Here is an 18084-nt window from a genome sequence, read left to right as displayed (position 1 = left end):
CCCGATATGCCGACACAGCCGGAACGGCAGTCGATGAAGCTGCCGGATGAGGGGCTGGACCTTACCAAGGATTCGTCGAAGCGCCGCCGCGCCATCATGGCCGGCATCATCACCAGCCCGCAGGGCGCGCTCGGCAGTCCGAACGCGGCCAGCCCGACGCTCGGCTGAGATGGCATCGCTCCGTCAGGACTGCGAAACCCGCCTGGCGGGGATGAAGACCATCCGCCAGGACTATGAGGCGGAGGTCCGCGACATTGCGCGATTCGCGCAGCCCGCCCGCTCCCGCTTTCTCGCGACCGAGCGGAACAAGGGTATTCGGCGCCGGCAGGCCAATAATCGCCTGCTCGATCCGCACGGCATCATAGCGGCGCGCACCCTCACCCATGGCATGGCGTCGGGCCTGTCGTCTGCCTCAACCCCGTGGTTCACCCTCGCCGTCGCATCCGAGTTCATGGAAGCCGAGGGCGTCCGCGCGTGGCTCAGCGATGTCGAGGCGCGCATGTACGCGTTTCTTGCCTCGACCAACTTCTATGGCGCGGCAAAGACCGGTTATGGCGAAACCGGCCTGTTCGGGACCGAGGCGACGGTCATGGTCGAGCATCGCATCCATGGCGGTGTCTGCCACAGCCTGACCTTCGGCGAATATTGGATTGCGCTGTCCGACGCGATGCGGCCGGACACGCTCTATCGCCTGTGCCCGATGACGGTGCGCCAGGCGGTCACATCGTTCGGCGACGCGGTGCAGCCGTGGATACGCGAAGCGTTCGACCGCAGCGATTACGAGAAAGACGTCGAGATCTATCAGGCGATAGAGCCCGACACGGCCGGCCGCTTCAACTACCGCAGCGTCTATTGGGACGCGAGCGACGATCGCGACGCGACCTTGCGCGTCTCCGGCTATAGCGAGCAGCCGTTCTGGGCGCCGCGGTGGGACGTCGCCGGCGGCGATGTCTACGGCACCTCGCCCGGCATGGAGGCGCTGCCGGCGCTCCGCGAGCTCCAGCTACAGACGAAGCGCCGCAACGAGGCCATCGACCTCATGGTGCACCCCGAAAAGATCGTCCCGCCGCATGTCCGCCTGACCGGTCAGCCGCGCTCGATCGTCACGGGCAACGGCGTCCAGCGCGACAATATCGTGGTGCCCTATCAGATGCCGTATCAGGCGCCGGAGGCGATCCGGGCCGAGATCGACAAATGCAAGGAGCAGGTCGACACCCTGTTCTATGCCGACCTCTTCAACGCCATCACCAATATGCGCGGCATCCAGCCCCGCAACATGGAAGAGATCGCGAAGCGCAACGAAGAGAAGCTGACCCAGCTGGGTCCGGTGATCGAACGCGTCAGCGTCGAAAAGCTCACGATCGTTATCGAGCGCGTGTTCAGCCTGATGGAGCGCGGGCGCATGCTGCCGCCCGCCCCGCCCGCGCTCCGCGAGGCCGAAATCAAGGTCGAATTCGTCTCGATCCTGACGCAGATGCAGCGCCTGGTCGGCATCGGCCAGATCGAGCGCAGCGTCTCCTTCGTCGGCAATCTCTCCGGCACCTTCCCCGAAGCGGCCGACAAGATCGATATCGATCAGACGATCGACGAATATGCGCAGCGCGCCGGCACGCCGTCGAAGATCATCCGGTCGACCGCCGACGCGATGAAGCGCCGCCAGCAGCGCGCCACCGACGAAGCGCAGGCGAAAATGCTCGCGGCGGCGCCCGCCGTTAAGGACGGCGCCGATGCGGCGCGCCTGCTCAGCGAAACCGACGTCGGCGGCGACCCGCTGCTCGATACGCTGCTCGGTGCCTGATGCAGGACAAGGACCTCCAGCTTCTGCTCTCCATCCCCGAGTTCAGACAATTCCTCTTTGAAGCGATTCAACTGGCTGGCATCTGGGAGCCAGCCAATGGGCATGACAGCCGTGATCTCGCTCTGTTCGAGGGACGTCGAAGCCTGGGGCTGGATTTGCTGCAATTGGCCGATCGCGGCCAGCCGATGGCCCTGCGCACTCCCGAGGCGCTGGCAACCCTCAACGCAATCATCCTGACAGCCCTGAACCCCCCTTCGAAACCCAAGGAGACGAAACGTGCGGACCGCTACGACGATATTCCCGACTAGATCGACCGCCCTGCGCGCGGGGTTTCTCGCCTCCGCCGCGTTCATGTCGCCCGTGGAGCGCGCCATGGGCCGCTTCATGCGCTCGCCCGACGATCATGGCGGCGGCGATGGGGGTTCCGGCGGCAGCGAAGGAGACGCGGGTGCGGGCGATGCTGGTACCGGTGACGCCGGTGCAGGCGACGGAGATGCCGGGGCTGGTGATGCTGGCGATGGCGGTGACGCTGGCGCCGGTGACGATGACGGCTCGGGTGGCACTGCGCTAGGCGATGGCAGCGACGAAGACGGCGATGCCGATGATGGCGACGGATCCGGCGAGGGTGAAGGTGACGGCGACGCCAGCGAAGGCGCACCGGAAGCCTATGACCTGACGACCGAAGGTGTCGAGCTCGACGCCGAGGCGGTCGCCGAAGCCGAACCGGTGCTCCGCGAACTGGGCCTGACCAACGATCAGGCAAAGAAGTTTGTCCCGCTCGCGGCGAAGCTGATGGACCGAGCCGTCGACGCAACGGTCAGCGACATCGTCGCGAAGGGCAATGCCCAGCGCAAGGAGTGGCTCGATAGCGCGAAGGCGGCCGACGACATCGGCGGCGCGAAGTGGGACGCCACGATGCATATGGCCGCCAAGGGGCTCGACGCGCTCGGGTTCGTCAAGGCCGACAAGGAAAAGAACGTCGAGGCCCACCCCTTCCGGCTTGCGCTGGAAGCGACGGGCTTCGGCAACCATCCCGACATGATCCGTATCTGCGCCAAGCTCGGCGAGCTCGTGTCGGAGGATGGTGATTTCGTGCGAGCGGATGCTTCGGCCGCCTCGCGTGAACCTGTTTCGAAGCGCCTCTATCCCAACGACTAAAGGGGGAATTTCCCATGATCATTGGCAACACCTACCTCAACCTCATCGACGTGATGAAGCGTGACGGAACCGGCGACCCCGAGATCGTCGAAGCTCTGCACACGCTCAATCCGGTCATGCGCGATGCAAACGTCATCACTTGTAACCTCGGCACGAAGCACCTCGTCAATATCCGCACCGGCCTGCCCGAGGTCAGCTGGGGCGCGATCTATGAGGGTATCGCGCAGGGCAAATCGACCACGACGCAGGTCGAGGATGTCACTGGCTTTCTCGAAGGCCTGTCGACCGTCGACACTCGCCTTCTCAAGATCGCGAAGGATCCCGCGAAGGTCCGCCTCTCCGAAGCCGAGCCGTACTTCGAATCGATGGGGCAGGAATTCGAGGAAACCTTCTTCTATTCCGACGTTCGCGTCAGCCCGCGCAAGTTTCACGGCATTGCGCCGCGTTACAACACGCTCAACAACCCCAACGTCGTCAACGGCGGCGGAGCCGGATCGGACAATACCTCGATCTGGTTCGTCACTTGGGGCGACAACGCCACCTCGATCATCACGCCCGACGGTACCTCGGCGGGCATCGTCCGCGAGGACAAGGGTGAACAGCGCGCGACCGATGCTCAGGGCAATCCCTACTTCGTCAAGGAAGAGATGTTCACCCAGCATGCGGGCTGCTCGGTCAAAGACTGGCGCCGCAACAGCCGCGTGGCAAATCTCGACGTCTCTGAAGTCATCGCCGGTACCAAGGCCGTCAATCCTCTTATGCGCAGCGCATATTACAAGCTGCACGGCGCGCGGAAGTACACAACCAACTACGAGAATGGCGGTGAGATCATCGGTGCAACTCGCACGGTCATCTACATGAACAAGACGATCCTCGAAGCGCTCGACGCCGAAGGCTCCAATGCCGGCAGCGACGATAACTTTATCCGTCTCACGCCGAAGGAAATCCAGGGCGAAGAGGTGATGACCTGGCGCGGTATCCCGATCCGCGAATCGGACAACATCCTCAACACCGAAGGGCTGGTCCCGGCTTCGTAAGCCGGCGACCGAAAGGAGAAGCGCAATGATCTTCGACATCACCAACCTGTTCGGCGAAGCGCAGGCCATCACGGCCGACGCGGCTTCGACGAACGTCATCGACCTCGGCGCCACCGGCACCCCTGTCGGTGCTTCGACGCCGATCGTTCGCGACATCGGTCGCGGGAAGAAAATCCCGCTGTCGCTGACCGTCAACGAGACGTTCAACAATCTGACCTCGCTGACCGTATCGATCCAGTGCGACAACGACAGCGCGTTCGGTTCGCCGAAGACGGTTGCTACCGCGACCTATCTTCTCGCCGAGCTCACCGCCGGCAAGCAGCTGTCGTTCCCGGATGATATCCCGGAAGGCGTCAACGAGCGCTATCTGCGTATCTATTACGACGTCACCGGAACCAACCCGTCGACCGGCAAGATCACCGCGGGCGTCGTTGCCGGCCGCCCGAGCAACTTCGTGGGGGGCCAGTAATATGTCGGACGAATTCAAAACCTATCGCGCCCGTGAAAAGGGCTTTGACGGTGTGCGGGTCCGCAAGCCGGGCGAGGTCTTCACCACGAACATCCCCAAGGGGGAGTGGATGGAAGAGCTCGACAAGGACGGCAAGCCGATCGGGCGGCTGGATCATACGCCGTCGCCGGCCAAAGGCAGGTCGGATGCGGGGGCGATCGACAAGCTCAATAAGGTCGTGGCTGAAAAAGACGAGGTTATCTTGGAAAAGGACGCCCGCATTGCCGAGCTTGAGAAGCAGCTGGCAGCCGGCGCACTGACATCTACGGGTTCGAACCAGCAGGATCCGGGTCCGCTCGACAAGAGCATTCCCGACCTCACCACCTATCTTGAAGGCGTGAGCGACATCGGCGCGATCGATGCGCTGATCGAAGCCGAGAAAGCGGGCAATTCGCGTGTCGGAGCCCTGGCGGCGCTCGATGCGCGGAAGACGACGTTGCAGACCACCTAACGCTTACGCCTCCGGGCGGAAGGGGGAAGGGCCGGCCGAGCGATCGACCGGCCCTTTTTGCGTCCGATTCAAGCGGTGCGGGCACCGCCCTACCCACGGCGCATGACCTCCGTCGCGCTCTGCAATCAGGCGATGATCGAACTGGCGGCGCCGTCGATCGCCTCGCTCAACGAACCGTCAGCCGAAGCGCGCGCCTGCGCCGCTGTGGCCTTCGTCATCATGGAAGAGCTTGTCGATTGGACCGAATGGCATTGGACCGAAACCTATCAGGCGCTCGCACAGGTACCCAACGACCGGCCCGCCGAATGGCTTTTCGCCTATGCGCAGCCGTTCGACTGCGTCACGCCGCTTGCGATCCGCGGCGTCGAACCGGCCGCAACGGCGCTGCCGCTGGGCGGGCCATCGACGTTCCCGCGCCAGGCGGCCGTCCCGCTTGCCTTCACCATGGCAAATGGGAAAATCTATACGAACGTCGAGACCGCGACGCTTGTCTATAACCGCAAGGCGAACTTCCAGCTGCCCGCGCTCGTCTCGCGGGCTTACGTCATCGAGCTCGCCGCGAGGACCTGCTACGCGATCAAAAAGGACGCCAAGCGCGAAAATACGCTGATCCAGAAAGCAGCTTTCGCGAAGGCTGAGGCGATCAGCGACGAGCGGAACAAGGTGCCGCGCCAGTCGCCGCGCTATATCTCCGATGCCGAATATGCGCGCGCCGGCATCATGGAAGAGTTTTGATGTTCCGCGCGGGACAGCCAAACTTCAGCCGCGGCGTGCTTGCCGAGCATCTCCATGGCCGGTTCGACGTCGACGCCTATAATGCGGGCCTGAAAGAGGGGACGAACGTCATCGTCCTCAAATATGGCGGGGTCACGAAGCGGCCGGGCTGGCGGCTGGTCGCCGAGGTGATCAACGGCGAAGAGCCGACGCGGATCATCCCGTTTCAGTTTTCGCTGACCCAGACCTATGCGCTCGAAATGGGGCAGGGATATATGTCGCCCTGCGCGCTCGGCGGCCGGCTGGTCGAGGAAGAGCTGGAGATCGTCAACATCACCAATGCCGCGCAAGCGGAGATCGAGGCGGCCTTCCACGACTATGCCGTCGGCGAGAAGATCTATGTGACCGGCGTCGAAGGAGAGATCGGCGAGCTACTGAATGGCCGCTTCTGGGAGGTTGTGTCGGTTGTCGATGATGACAAGTTCATGATCGATGCCGACACGACGGGGCTTGACCCGTTCACCGCTGCCGATGGCGGCATTACCCGGGAAGAGACACCCGAACCGCCTCCCCCGCCGCCCGTCGTTCCCCCGGTCGTGCCGCCGCCCGATCCGCCGCAGACCGGCGGCGGCGGCGGCGGCCGCTTCCGCGGACAGCACGAATTCTGATGGGTGTCGCGCGCGCCTATATCGTCGGCAGCCCGTATAACGGGTCCGAACTGGTCGATGTCGATTTCGAGCAGACTGCCGATACGATGTTTCTGGCCCATATCGACCATCCGCCGCAGGAGCTTCTGCGCGCCGGGCACGTCGACTGGCTTTTCAAGCCGATCGAATTCGGTCCGTCGCTCGCAGCGCCCGCGGGCGTCGCCGCAGCCGCGACCAACCCCAATGTCGACGCGGATAATGACGGGGCCGCCTATTTCCCGCAGACCGACAGCTATGTCGTCACGGCCGTCAACGATGACACGGGGCAAGAGAGCCGCGCGAGCGCTGAGGATTCGGCGCTGAACGATTTGGGGCTGAAGAAGAATTATAACACCGTCACATGGTCCGCCGTGGCCGGCGCGACGCGGTATAAGGTCTACAAGGCGCACAACAGCCAGTTTTTCGGATATATCGGCACGACGGAAGAACTGACTTTTCGCGACGACAATATCGGCCCCGCGCTCGACCAGGCGCCGCCGCAAGGCTTCGACCCCTTCGACGGGCCCGGCAATTATCCCTCGACCGTAACGCTGTTCGAACAGCGCCTGTTGCTGGCGCGGACGAAGAATGCGCCGAACGCGGTCTGGGGAAGTCGGAGCGGGGGCAGCCAGTTCCGCAACTTCGATCGCTCGCGCCCGCTGCTCCCCGACGACAGCCTGTCGTTCAGCATCGTCGCGGGGCGGGTCAACAGCGTCGAGCAGCTGGCATCGACGACCAGCCTGCTCGCCTTGACCAGCGATGCGATCTTCAACGTCGATGGCGACGGTAACGGCGGCGTGCTGACGGCGACCAGCCAGGCGCCGCGGCGGCAGATCGGCCGCGGGTCCTCGCGACTGCCCCCGCTTGTCGTCGACAATGTCGTGTTTTACGCGCCATCGGTCGGCCGGAGCATCCGCACGATCAATTTCAGCTTCGAGATCGACGGGCTTAAGAGCGACGACGTCAGCATCTTCTGCGCCGATTTCTTCCCCAAGGACATGACGATCGTATCGTGGTGCTATTCACAGGAACCGCGATCCGTCATCTGGGCGGTGCGCAGCGACGGCAAGTTGCTGTGCTTCACATGGGAGCAGGAGCAGAATGTCTGGGGTTGGACGATCTGCGAAACCGACGGCGAGGTGCAATCGGTGTGCTCCATCACCGAGAATGGCGAGGACCGCGTCTATCTTATCGTCAAGCGCGTGATCGGGGGCGCGGACCGCTATTTCATCGAGCGCATGGCGTCGCACGATTGGACGGACCTCAAGGAATGTTGCTTCCTCGACTGCGCGGTCACCGGCGTGTTCGAGGAGGCGCGCAGCACGTTTTCGGGGTTGTGGCATCTCGACGGCCGGACCGATGTCGCTGCGCTGGTCGACGGTGTGCCGGTGACGGGCCTCACGGTGATCGACGGTACGGTCACGCTGCCGCCCGATGTTCCGCGTGGCAAGCATGTGACTTTCGGCCTGCCATACGAAGTCCATATAGAAACGCTGCCGGTGCGCGCCAATGTGCCCGGGTCTGGCTGGAATGTCGCGCGCAAGCAGCAGGCGGGCGAGATAGCGCTGACGCTCAACCGAAGCTCCGGCGTCTACGCCGGGTCTGATGTCTCCGATACCGTTTATGTGAAACAGCGCCTCGACGAAACCTATGGTAGCCCCGACAATCTGATGACGGGCGACTATTCGATCAATTCGGGGAATGTGCAGCAGGGCAAGGTCTGCGTTCACGTCCGTCAGGCCGCCCCGTTGCCGCTGACCGTGCTCGGCGTGTTCGTCGACCCCATCATCAATGAATAGCCGGATCCGGCTGGAGCTCGCCCGCACGAAGCACGTCGGATCGGTCGCCCGCCGCATGCGCGATATCGACGTGCGCGAGTGCGCCGCGTTCGGGCACACACCGAAAGCCGCGCTGCGCGAAGCGATCCTCAACAGCGACAAGGCGTGGACGGCGCTGGTCGACGACCGGCCCGAGGCGATCTTCGGCGTCGTCGTGAACAGTGCGCTCACCGGCCAGGGGGCGCCATGGTTCCTCGGCACCGATGTGGTCTGGCAGCACGCCCGGGCGCTGCTCGTGATCGGGCCTGCGATCGTCGCGCGGCTGCACGATTCAAGCGAATCGCTCGCCGGATATGTGTCTGTCGAGAATGCCGCGGCGATCCGCATGCTGAAACGCTGGGGCTTCGACGTAGGGCAGGATCGGCGCCGGATCGGCGGAGTCCCGTTCTACGGGTTTGAGCGAAGCGCATAGGAGGCGACGATTTGCGAGCCAATGACACTGGCGCTTGCCGCGACGGCGGTGACGATGGCCGGACAGGGCTATGCGGCGCTGCAAAGCGCGGCCGCGTCGCGATACGAGGCGCGCATTGCCGACCAGAATGCCAAGCTCGAAAATGAAGCGGGGTTCCGCGCGACGGAGAACACGAAGACCGAGGCGCTGGCGCACTATCGGCGCGTTGCCCAGCTGAAGGGAGAGCAGCGGGTCGCCCAGGCGGCAAACGGGGTGAGTCTGGATTTCGGTAGCGCCGCCGATGTTGCCGCCGACACCGATATGCTCGGGCGCGAAGATGTCAGCCGCATCTATGAGCAGGGAGCCGAGCGCGTGAGGGGTTTCGATATCAGTGCTTCGAATTACCGTTCAAGCGCAGCCGCTTCGCGCTTCGCGGCCAAGGGTGCGCTCATCAAGGGCGCGTTGGACATGGGGTCGACGGCGCTCAGCGGCGCGGCGCAGTATAGCAAGATGAAGAGAAACCCCCGCTGATGCCTCGGGTTCAGGTCTATCAGGCAAATCAGGTCGCGCCAGCCGAGACGACGGGCGCGCGGCATCGCGCCGCTGATATCGGCGCGGGCGGAATGGCCATCGGGGCAGGCGTCACCAATTTGGGACGCAGCGCAGCCGAGTTCGCGGATGCGCAGGAAGATATCAACCTCCGCTTCGACGACACAGAAGCTCAAAAGGCAGCCCAGCGCTACCAAGTTGCCGCCGCTAAGATCACGTCCGAGTTCCAGATGGAAACCGGCGCCAACGCTTATGGCAAGCGCACCGCGACCGAGGAGGCGCTTGCAAAGCTGCGCGAGGAAACGCTCGGCACCGCAACGAACGACCGCATGCGCCGCATGGCGTCGGACCGCATCGCCGGTCTTTACGGCGCCGACACAGTCAAGGTCGGCGAGCATGCGACGCGTCAGTTGCGTACCGAGCAGGATGCGACGCTCAAGGCCCAAATTGTGCTGTCCGGCGAGGATGCCGCCGCGAACTGGGATCGGCCGGATCTCATGACTGCCCACGTCGACACGATGAAGTCATCGGTCGAGAAGCTCGGCACGCTCAACGGCTGGTCGAATGACCGCGTCCGCCTTGAAACGTCGAGCGCGGTCAGCGCGGTCCACAAGGATGTCATCAACCGCATGCTGGCCGATGATGATATCGACACGGCACAGATCTATCTCGAGGCCAATGCCGACGAGATGAATGCCACCGACGAGCTCTCCGTGCGCGGCGCCATGAAAGAACCGCTGCTGACGCGCCAAGCGCAGGGGGATTTCGATCGCGCCGTTGGCACCATGCCGGTCCCCGAAGGCGCGGCGACCAAGGAAGCGGCGCCGGCCGGTACCAGCTTTGACGCCATGGTGGCGGTTACCGCGCAGAGCGAATCGGGCAATCGCGAGCGCGACGCCTCCGGCCGGCTGATCACCTCGCCCGCCGGCGCACAGGGCAAGATGCAGGTCATGCCCGGTACCAACCTCGATCCGGGTTTCGGCGTCAGGGCCGCCAAGGATAACAGCGACGCCGAACGCACTCGCGTCGGACGCGATTATCTCGCCGCGATGCTGAAACGCTATGGAGGCGATCCGGCAAAGGCGTGGGCCGCCTACAACGCGGGCCCAGGCCGGGTCGACGACGCGATAGCCGGGGGCGGCGACTGGCTATCCCGTCTGCCGAAGGAAACGCGCGACTATGTGAAGAAGAATGTCGCGGCGGTCGGCGGCGGCGCGGGCGCGCAGCAGTCGGCTCGCACATGGGACAAGGCCGCCGTGTATGCGCAGATCGACGCCCTCGCCGACAAGGAAGGCTGGTCGCCGGAGCGCCGCGAACGTTCGAAACTGTGGGCGGATAAGGAAATCGCGCGCGACGAGCAGTTGAAGGCGCGTGAAGAGGATGCCGCCGAGCGCGAAGCGTCGGCATGGGTGATGAAGAATTCGGGATTTACCGACCTGTCCCAGATGCCGGCGAGCATTCGCGACCGGCTGAGCCCAGAGGCGCAGCTGCGCTATATGGAGGCGGCCAAGCGGAACGCAGCGCCTAAAGAGGTGCCGGCGAACGGGCCGACCGCCTTGGCGCTTACGCTCAAGTCGATTTACGAACCCGAGGGCTTCAAGAGCGAAGCGCTCGGTGCCTATGCCGGATCGATGACGCGGGCCGAGCTCGAAAGCCTGGCCGTCCGCCAGGCGCGGATGCGCACCGAAAAGCCCAAGGATACGCGCATGCGCAGCGGCATCACCGGCGCGATCAGCTGGGGGGAGAAGTACGGCGGCCTCGGCAAGTTCAACGAAGATCAGCGCGTCGCTATTTATGGCCTCATGGAAAGCGATGCGCGACGGCTCAGCGCCGACGGCAAGAAGGAGCTCACCGAACAGGATTATCTAGCCCTGTTCAAGCGCGCGACGCGCGAGGTGCCGACGACGACCTGGTACGGCGGGAGCTCGACCCGCCCAATCTATGACATGGGAGCGAGCAACATTCCCGCCGCGACGCGCAAAAAGATCGCAGACGCTTATCGCAAAACCTATGGGACAGATCCGACCGACGAGCAGGTCGCGGACTATTGGCGCCGCGTTTACGCAAAATAAGACGCCCCCAGTGTGCGTGTCCGAGGACAGAGGCCGGGGGCGTGCGATGCCTGATCTTAAGCCGAAAATCGCCGCGATTCAAGCGCCGCGCAGCGCTCCCTAGCGTTCCGGGGCAACAGACGAGGTTTCCCCTTTGCCCCCCACCCTCCCCGGTCTTGACTATTACGACAAGCGCTATCGGCAGCGCACGCCCGCCAATCAACCGGTAGCGCGCATCGATCCCGTCGAAGTCGAGATGCGCCGCGACCGAGATCGTCAAACCCGCCTCGACCTGCTCCTGTCCGCTTCGCCCGACACCGTTGGCCGCGCTACCACGATCGGTAGGGAGATCGGGGTGCCGCCGCTCGACGTCGAGGATCGCCTCCCCGAAGCGCAGAAGGGCCGCGACGTTCGGCGCTTCATGGCGATGGCCGAGCGCTACCCCGCCATCGGCAAATGGGCCGTGGCGCAGCCGCGCGGCGCCGCGGCGGCATCCGACGATTGGGATAGCCTCTCGCTTCTCGGCAAAGCTTGGCGCAGTACGCGGGAAACCGTCACTGGCATTGGTCCGTCGCTCATTTCAGGCCTCTTTAGCATGAGCCAGAATATCGAAAGCGCGATCGGTGCGGCGTCGGATACGCTCGACGCTATCGATCCGCAGCCGGCCATTGCGGGATTTTTCAGCGACCTCATCTCCACCTACACCGGATATAATCCGCGTTGGGACAAGATGTTCGAGGAGAACCAGCGCATCCTGCGTGAAGCGCAGGCCAAGCGCCAAGCGTCCCTAGCCCGCGCCGCCGAAGACTGGCGGCCGAAGTCGTCGAGCTGGATCGCGCGCGAGCTCTTGGCCGGTACCGAATCGATCCCCATGTCGGCCGGCGCCTTGCTGACCCGCGATCCGAAAGCGGCGGCAGGCGTGTTCGGCACGCTGGTCGGCGCGGGCGAATATCAGAACGCCCGCGATGCGGGGCTCGATATCGGCTCCGCGCTCGCCTACGGCGCGCGGCAAGGCACGGTCGAGGCCCTGACCGAACGTATTCCGGCCGCGAAGTTGCTCGGCGATATTGCGGCGCGGTCCCCGCTCGGAAAAATGCTGCTCAATCAGCTGGTGACGGAAATTCCCGGGGAGCAGGTCGCGACCCTGCTGCAGGACTTCGACCAGTGGGTAACGCTCAATCCCGACAAGACGCTTTCGGAGTTCATCGCCGAACGGCCGGATGCTGCTCGTCAGACGCTGCTCGGCACGATCGGCGCCGTCGGTACCACGACGACGGTCGTCCGCACCGCACAAAAGGTGACCGAGGGCGCCGCGCTGCTTGCAGCCCAGCGCGGGGAAGCCGCGCGCGCCGCGCGCGAGGGCGCCATCCTCGCCGAGTTCGGCGACGCGGCGCAGAAATCCAAGCTGCGCGACCGCGATCCGGACGCCTTCGCTGCCCTGATGCGCGAGCTCGCCGAGGATAGCGGCGTCACCGACGTCTACATCCCGGCCGAAGCAATCCAGGAATATATGCAGTCCGGCGAATTCGACGCCGAAGCATGGTCGGAGATCGAACAGGAAGCGCTGGAGGCGATGGCGACGGGCGGCGATGTCGTCATGCCGGTCGAGCGCGTGCTCACCACCTTCCCGGGAACGCCGGCATGGGAAGCACTGCGCGATCACATGCGCCTGTCGCCGGGCGGGATGTCGCGCTTCGAAGCCGAAAGCTTCAATGCGGAGATCGCCGAACTCCGTCAGACCATGGAGGAGCAGGCAGCAGCGATCGACGAATTCGACCGCGAGATGATGGAAGCGCGCGAGCGGCTCGTCACCAATGTCGTCGAAAAGCTCCAGGCCGCTGGCTATACGCCGTCGGTCGCGCGGACGCAGGCCGAACTGGTCACCGCGCGATACGAGACGCGCGCAATGCGCAAGGGGCAAATGCTCTCCGGCCGGGAGTTCGACGACGTCGATGTCGTCCAGATCTTGCCAGAGCAGTTGGCGCTGCGCCAGAAGGACGATGGGCTGGATCGCGTTATCAACGCGATGCGGCGCGGGACGGCCGGAGCCAAGCAGGGACCGTCGCTCCTTGAATTTATAGCGCGGCGCGGCGGCGTCGATGATCCTGGCGGCGATATCGCGAGCATGGGCGGCGATGCGTGGCACCGCGGCGCGCCGTTCCGAAAGCGCCTGCTGCGCCGGGGAGATGCGGGACAGGCCAGTTTCGTCGGCGCCGAACAGCGCGAAACCGCGCCCGAAGATGTCTTGCGCGCGGCGATCGATGCCGGATATTTTCCCGAACTTGCCGGTCGCGATCTCGCGACCTCGGAAGACGCGCTCGACAACAATCTGTTGCTCGACGCGATCGGCGCCGAACTGCGCGGCGAGCTTCGCTATGCCAGCGAGGTCGACACGTCCCTCAGCGATGCTGCGCTCGAACTCGCGACGCTCATTGCCAACGAAGGGCTTGATCCGGCCACCGCCACGCGCCGCGAAATCCGCAATGCCGTGGCCGCCTTTTCCTCGCGCAACGCGGCGGAAGGGCGCGATTATCAGCAGGCGGGGCTGCGCGACGATATTCAGGCGGCATGGACCGGGACGCGCACGCGCGGATTTATTGATCTTGGACCGGTACCGAAGGCGCTGGTCGAATATGGCATTCCAGCCGGCAACTTCCAGATCGGTCGCGGCAAAATCCATGCCATCGCGAACAAGCATGACGTCGATGTCGGTATCATCACCGGCCTTGCCGCCGCGCTGGAGCGGCCATGGGCGATCTATCCGACAACGCTGAAGGATTCGAACCGTGTCGTTGTCGCCTTGCCGCTGCGCGACACGCGCGGCGATCCGATCCTTGCCGTCATCGAACCGAACGGGAAGACCGCGACGGTCACCAGCGTCTACGGCAAGAAGGGCCGCGGGAGCGTGGCAGGTGACGATACGATTCTGGCGGCGATTGCCAACGCCAAGGCGAAGGGCCTGCCGGTTTTCGAGGGTGCCCCTCCGGCACGTGATCCCGAACCAGTATCGGGCATTAGACCGGAGAAGCGGTCTCGACCTGTACTCTCGCTGGGGTCGAAAGGCAAACCTCAGGCCCTCGAACAAAGCGGCGACCCGGCGTCGCCGCGTGGCCGGATCATCTTCCCGAGCGGCGAATTCACCGGCGCCGCGCTCATCGAACTGTTCAAGTCGCGCAATCTGTCGACCTTTCTGCACGAAACGGGACACCTGTGGCTCGAAGAGCTCCGCTCCGACGCGCTGTCGGAAGATGCCACCAACCGGCTCCGCGACGATTGGGGGCAGGTGACGGACTGGTTTGCGGCCAACGGTCATCCGGTCGAGAATGGTATCATCCCGGTCGAGGCGCACGAGATGTGGGCCCGCGGCGTCGAGCAGTATCTGATGGAAGGCAAAGCGCCTGTCCCTGCCCTTCGCAGCATCTTCGAGCAGTTCCGCGCCTGGCTGGTCAGCATCTATCGCAGCGTCAAGGCGCTGCGCTCGCCGCTGACGCCGGAAATCCGGCGCGTGATGGACCGGCTCATCGCCACCGACGACGATATCGCGCTCGCAGGGCGGGAGCAGTCGGTGCATCCCCTGCTGACCGACGCATCCGATATGACGCAGGCCGAATTCGAGGCGTATCAGCGGCTTGTTGCCGACGCGCGGATCGAGGCGCGCGGGCAGCTGCTCGACCGTACCGTGCGCGACGTGCGCGCGCGCAACACGAAGCGGTACCGCGAAACCGCTGCCGAGCTTCGCGACGAGATCGATACGAGCGTCGCGGCCCGCCCTGCGTTCCGCGCGATCGACGCGATGAAGGCGCTGCCCATCGATCGGCGCTGGGTCGTATCGATGATGGGCGAAGAGGCTGCCGAGATGATGCCGCGCGGCGTGCCGCCGCTGATGCGTAACGGCGGTGTGCACCCCGACACAATTGCCGAGCAGTCCGGCTTTGCGACGGGCTATGAGATGGTCGAGGCGCTGATCGAACTGGAGATCGCGCATCGGACAGCGCGCGAGGAAGGCGACCAGCGCACGATGCGCAACCGCATCATCGAGGAAGAGCTCGATATCATGATGCGCGACCGGTATGGCGAGCCGCTCACCGACGGCAGCATCGAGCGCGAGGCCATCGCCGCTGTGCATAACGCGATGCAGGGCGAGGTCATCGCCGCTGAGGTCCGCGTGCTCGGCCGCAAGGCCGGCCAGCCGCCGACGCCCTATACCGCCGCGCAGGAATGGGCGCGTCAGAAGATCCGTTCCGGGCTGGTCAGCGTCGAAGCAATGCCCGGCGCGCTGCAACGCTATGCGCGTGCGAGCCGGAAGGCGGCGCGTACGGCCGAAGCGGCCTATCTGGATCGCGATATCGAGGGCGCCTTCCGCGCCAAACAGCAGCAGATGCTGAATAATGCCCTCTATTCCGAGGCGAAAAAGGCGCACGAAGAGGTCGATGCGGCGCGCAACCGGTTGCAGCGCATCGCCTCCAGGGCGGTCATGAAGTCGGTAGATCAGGACTATCTGGAACAGGCGCACGCTCTCCTTGAGGCGGTGGACATGCGTCGTCGGTCACAAAAGGGCATCAACCGGCAGGGGAAATGGGAGGAGTGGTCATCTCAGCGCCAGGCCGAGGGCTATGACATGGTCGTACCGGCGTCGTTCGAGGCGACGATCGGGCGGAACAACTGGACGCGGCTTACCGTCGAACAACTGCTCGGGCTCGACGAAGCGGTCCGGCAGATCATCCATCTCGGCCGGCTGAAGCGCGAGCTTCAGGATGGGCAGGAAAAGCGCGAATTCGAGGCGACGGTGACCGCGGCGGTGCAAGCGGTCGCGCAGCTGCCGCAGCGGGCGCCGAGCGACCTCATGGAACCGTCGCGCTGGGACGCGATCAAATCGAAGATGGCGGCCGCCGACGCGGCGCTGCTCAAGATGGAGACAGTATTCGACTGGCTCGACAGCGGCGACAGCAACGGCGTTTTCAACCGAATCGTCTTCCGCCCGCTCGTCGAGGCGCAGGAAAAGGAACGGATTCGCCTTGCCGAAATTCTGGGCCAGCTGAACGCCGCGCTCGCGAAGGTGCCGCGCGACACACTGCGCAACTGGTCGGACAAGATCACTGCCCCCGAACTGCTCAACATCGAGACCGGTAATCCGTTCGTGCTGACGCGCGAAATGGTCATCGCGATCGCGCTCAACACGGGTAACCGTGGGAACATTGACAAGCTGCTCGGCGGCTACCGCTGGTCCGAGGCGGGCGTGCAGGCGATGCTCGACCGCGTGATGACCGAAGCGGAATGGACCTATGTTCAAGAGGTCTGGGACATCATCAACAGCCTGTGGCCCGACATCGAGGCGATGGAAAAGCGGGTCAACGATATCGCACCCGAAAAGATCGACGCTTCGCCGGTGCAGACGAAATGGGGGGTGCTGCAGGGCGGTTATTATCCCGTCGTCTATGACCCGCGCCGCAATTACGAATCGGAAAGCTATGCAGCGCAGGCCGACAGCCTTTTCGAGACGATCTATACCCGCGCCACGACGCCGAAGGGCTTCACCAAGGAGCGGACCAACGTCGAGCGGCCGATCCACCTCAGCCTGGGCGTCATCCACCGCCATGTCGGCGAGGTGATCCATGACCTGACGCACCGCGAAGCGATCATGCAGGCCGATAAATTCCTGCAAGCCCGGCCGGTGATGAAGGCGGTCGACGACAGCCTTGGACCGGAAATCCGTAAGCAATTCCGGCCTTGGTTGCAGCGCATCGCCAACGAGTGGGCCTATGATCGCGCCGGACAGGCGGGTGTCGAAGGCTTCATCAAGAAAGCGCGCCTCAACGCGACGATCGTCGGCATGGGCTACCGTGTCACGACGATCATGCTTCAGGCGGCCGGCTATTCGAACAGCATCGAACGGGTCGGTGCGCGTTGGGTTCTTCCCCGGCTGAAGGACGTCGGCAATCCCGAGGCGTGGAATTTCGTGCTGTCGAAATCGCAGGAAGTCGCGGCGCGCATGGACACGCTGGACCGCGATATCCGCGACAATGTCCGAAAGGCGGCCGGGCAGCGTAACCTGAGCGCCGTCAAGAAATTCGCATTTCACGGCATCGGCTATCTCGATCGCATCGTCGTCATCCCGACCTGGCTCGGCGCCTATGACAAGGCCATCGCCGGCGGCATGGAAGAGGTCGATGCGATCTATGCCGCCGACAAGGCTGTGCGGCAGTCGCAGGGCGCCGGCGCCGCCAAGGACCTCGCGGCGATCCAGTCCGGCCGGGGGACCTTCGGCGAGGCGGCAAAGCTGCTGACCATGTTCTATTCCTATATGTCCGCCTTCTATCAGCGCATGCGGACTTATGGCCGCGACGTCCGGACCGCGAAGGTGCAGGACGTCCCGGGGCTGATCGCGCGCGCCTGGTGGCTCTTCGTCGTTCCGCCGCTCCTCTCCGAATTGCTCGCTGGCCGGACGCCCGACGACGACGATGACGAAAGCTGGGCGGAGTGGGCGATCACGAACATCATGTTCCAGATTTTCGGGCCGATCCCGGTCGCGCGCGACGCCGCGCCGCTGCTGTGGGCCAAGATGACCGATCGTCCGAGCTTCGGGTATCGCTTCACGCCGGCGCAGGGTAGCATCGAGAGCATGATCAACACTGGCTCCGATCTCGGTAAGATCGCGCGCGGCGAAGAAACGAAGCGTGCCACCCGCAACGCGATCGAGACGACGGGATATTTCACGGGTCTCACCACGGGTCAAATGGCGGTCGCTGCGCAGTTTCTTGTTGATGTGGGCCAAGGCGATGCCGACCCCGATGGCATCGGGGATTGGTGGCGCGGTTTGACGACGGGCAAGACCGAATAGGTCGCCCGATTCAAGCGGCATGGCCGTTCCCGTAGCCCATCCTGAACCTTCAGGATTTGGGTGCA

The 18084-nt window shown here is 64.3% G+C and carries 14 protein-coding genes; all 14 read left to right on the top strand.

Annotated elements, in window-relative coordinates; genetic code table 11:
• Positions 1–6: 6 nt before the first annotated feature.
• The 14 genes from AN936_RS25175 (at position 7) to AN936_RS21610 (ending at position 18019) form a co-directional block, all read left to right on the top strand.
• On the top strand, positions 7–168 hold the full coding sequence (locus AN936_RS25175) for a hypothetical protein (RefSeq protein WP_158500127.1): 162 nt from the start codon (positions 7–9) through the stop codon (positions 166–168).
• A gap of 1 nt (position 169) precedes the next feature.
• On the top strand, positions 170–1798 hold the full coding sequence (locus AN936_RS21670; protein ID WP_420496822.1) for a portal protein: 1629 nt from the start codon (positions 170–172) through the stop codon (positions 1796–1798).
• The gene (locus AN936_RS21665) at positions 1798–2106 is read left to right on the top strand and encodes a hypothetical protein (RefSeq protein ID WP_054589890.1); all 309 of its coding nucleotides are present in this window, start codon (positions 1798–1800) and stop codon (positions 2104–2106) included. The genes AN936_RS21670 and AN936_RS21665 overlap by 1 nt, the downstream gene beginning before the upstream one ends.
• On the top strand, positions 2075–2956 hold the full coding sequence (locus AN936_RS21660; RefSeq protein ID WP_149037743.1) for a hypothetical protein: 882 nt from the start codon (positions 2075–2077) through the stop codon (positions 2954–2956). The genes AN936_RS21665 and AN936_RS21660 overlap by 32 nt, the downstream gene beginning before the upstream one ends.
• 14 nt (positions 2957–2970) lie before the next feature.
• Positions 2971–3993 carry a major capsid protein gene (locus AN936_RS21655; RefSeq protein WP_054589888.1) on the top strand — a complete coding sequence of 341 codons (1023 nt, stop codon included), beginning with the start codon at positions 2971–2973 and terminating at the stop codon, positions 3991–3993.
• 25 nt (positions 3994–4018) lie between these two features.
• Positions 4019–4462, top strand: a complete 444-nt coding sequence (locus AN936_RS21650; protein WP_054589887.1) for a Bbp16 family capsid cement protein — start codon at positions 4019–4021, stop codon at positions 4460–4462.
• Between the two features lies 1 nt (position 4463).
• Positions 4464–4952, top strand: a complete 489-nt coding sequence (locus AN936_RS21645) for a hypothetical protein (RefSeq protein WP_054589886.1) — start codon at positions 4464–4466, stop codon at positions 4950–4952.
• Between the two features lie 102 nt (positions 4953–5054).
• A complete protein-coding gene (locus tag AN936_RS21640) occupies positions 5055–5687 on the top strand; it encodes a hypothetical protein (RefSeq protein ID WP_054589885.1) in 633 nt (210 codons plus the stop codon).
• Positions 5687–6334 carry a hypothetical protein gene (locus AN936_RS21635; RefSeq protein WP_054589884.1) on the top strand — a complete coding sequence of 216 codons (648 nt, stop codon included), beginning with the start codon at positions 5687–5689 and terminating at the stop codon, positions 6332–6334. The genes AN936_RS21640 and AN936_RS21635 overlap by 1 nt, the downstream gene beginning before the upstream one ends.
• On the top strand, positions 6334–8151 hold the full coding sequence (locus AN936_RS21630; RefSeq protein WP_054589883.1) for a hypothetical protein: 1818 nt from the start codon (positions 6334–6336) through the stop codon (positions 8149–8151). Before AN936_RS21635 ends, AN936_RS21630 begins: the two co-directional genes overlap by 1 nt.
• A gap of 55 nt (positions 8152–8206) precedes the next feature.
• On the top strand, positions 8207–8602 hold the full coding sequence (locus AN936_RS21625; protein ID WP_234715678.1) for a hypothetical protein: 396 nt from the start codon (positions 8207–8209) through the stop codon (positions 8600–8602).
• Between the two features lie 21 nt (positions 8603–8623).
• Entirely contained in the window at positions 8624–9112 is a 489-nt protein-coding gene (locus tag AN936_RS21620; protein ID WP_234715677.1) for a hypothetical protein, read from the top strand.
• Positions 9112–11202, top strand: a complete 2091-nt coding sequence (locus AN936_RS21615) for a transglycosylase SLT domain-containing protein (RefSeq protein WP_054589880.1) — start codon at positions 9112–9114, stop codon at positions 11200–11202. The genes AN936_RS21620 and AN936_RS21615 overlap by 1 nt, the downstream gene beginning before the upstream one ends.
• A gap of 133 nt (positions 11203–11335) precedes the next feature.
• Complete coding sequence (locus AN936_RS21610) at positions 11336–18019, top strand: hypothetical protein (RefSeq protein ID WP_054589879.1); 6684 nt, start codon at positions 11336–11338, stop codon at positions 18017–18019.
• The last annotated feature ends 65 nt before the right edge of the window (positions 18020–18084 follow it).

Source organism: Sphingopyxis macrogoltabida, assembly GCF_001307295.1.
In the GTDB taxonomy this organism is placed as follows: Bacteria; Pseudomonadota; Alphaproteobacteria; order Sphingomonadales; family Sphingomonadaceae; genus Sphingopyxis; species Sphingopyxis macrogoltabida_B.
This window is presented reverse-complemented; position numbering and strand designations above follow the sequence as displayed.